The organism is Winogradskyella epiphytica, assembly GCF_003217215.1.
GTDB classification, from domain to species: domain Bacteria; phylum Bacteroidota; class Bacteroidia; order Flavobacteriales; family Flavobacteriaceae; genus Winogradskyella; species Winogradskyella epiphytica.
In genome coordinates, this window is the sequence record NZ_QJTD01000046.1 from 1 (window position 1) to 1,179 (window position 1,179).

The 1,179-nt window shown below is 31.9% G+C and carries 1 protein-coding gene; it reads left to right on the forward strand.

The window, feature by feature from the left end:
• Nucleotides 1-169 precede the first annotated feature (169 nt).
• Nucleotides 170-1,150 carry an IS110 family RNA-guided transposase gene (locus tag DFQ11_RS15075; protein ID WP_110476725.1) on the forward strand — a complete coding sequence of 327 codons (981 nt, stop codon included), beginning with the start codon at nucleotides 170-172 and terminating at the stop codon, nucleotides 1,148-1,150.
• Nucleotides 1,151-1,179: the final 29 nt, after the last annotated feature.

Sequence of the window (1,179 nt, forward strand, 5' to 3'; positions counted from 1 at the left end):
AAAAAAGAGAGGATTAAGGTTATTTTGTGTATTGAGACAGCGATCTCGTTTTTCATGACAATCCCCTCTCTTTCCTACTATTATTTCGAACAGTTCTGTGAGACTTTAGATCTCGTTTTTAAGATGCAGAAAAGCTAGTAGATCTCTTCTTTCATAAACTTCATTAAGTATGATTAAAAATACAAATTATTTCGGAATAGACATAAGTAAAGATGTCTTTGATGTGATGGGTGTAGATGGTAAGCATCATCAGTTTAAGAATGACTTATCTGGCTTTAAAAAGTTGTTTAGTTTAACTAATGAGTTTTCTCATTGTGTTATGGAGTCTACAGGGGTTTATCACTTACGTTTAGCCTATTATTTATATGAAAAAGGAATCGCTGTAACTATTGAGAATCCTTTGTCTATTAAACGCTTTATTCAAATGCGGTTAACAAAAATTAAAACAGACAAAAGAGACTCCCAAATGATATATGAGTATGCTGTAAACACTGGAGACGAACTTCGGTTATGGAAAGGTCAAAGCAAAACACAAATAGCCTGTTCTCAAATAATAAGCCTAACCAACCTCTATACTAAACAAACAACAGCACTTAAAAATAAGTTACAAACAGAAGAATCTATGGGATCTCCCTGTTCTAAAGTGATACGCTCCTTGAAAAGAAGTTTAAAACACTTGAAAAATGAAATAGATAATTTAGAAGAATCATTGTTAGAATTAGTAAAACAAGATAATCAAGATTTGCTTACTAGAGTAGAAAGTATTCCGGGTATAGGACGAAAGTCAAGTATGCTATTGATAGTTTTAACAGGAGGGTTTGAACGTTTTAATAAAGCTTCAGAGCTTTGTTCTTTTGCTGGATTAACCCCAATGATAAGACAGTCAGGAAGCAGTATAAGATCTAGATCAAGGATAAGTAAGATGGGTAATAGACGATTAAGGAAAACGTTATTTATGTGTAGTCTCTCAGCTAAAAAACACAATAAAGCCTGCAAAGAAATCTTCGATAGAATTGTAGCAAAAGGAAAAAGCAAAAAAATAGCATTAATAGCTGTTTGTAATAAGCTTTTAAAACAGGCATTCGCCCTAGCTAAATCAGGTTTAAAATATGACAGAAACTATAGAAGTGTTTTAGTAAATATAAACTAATAAATACTTGTTTTTTAACACAGTTCTTG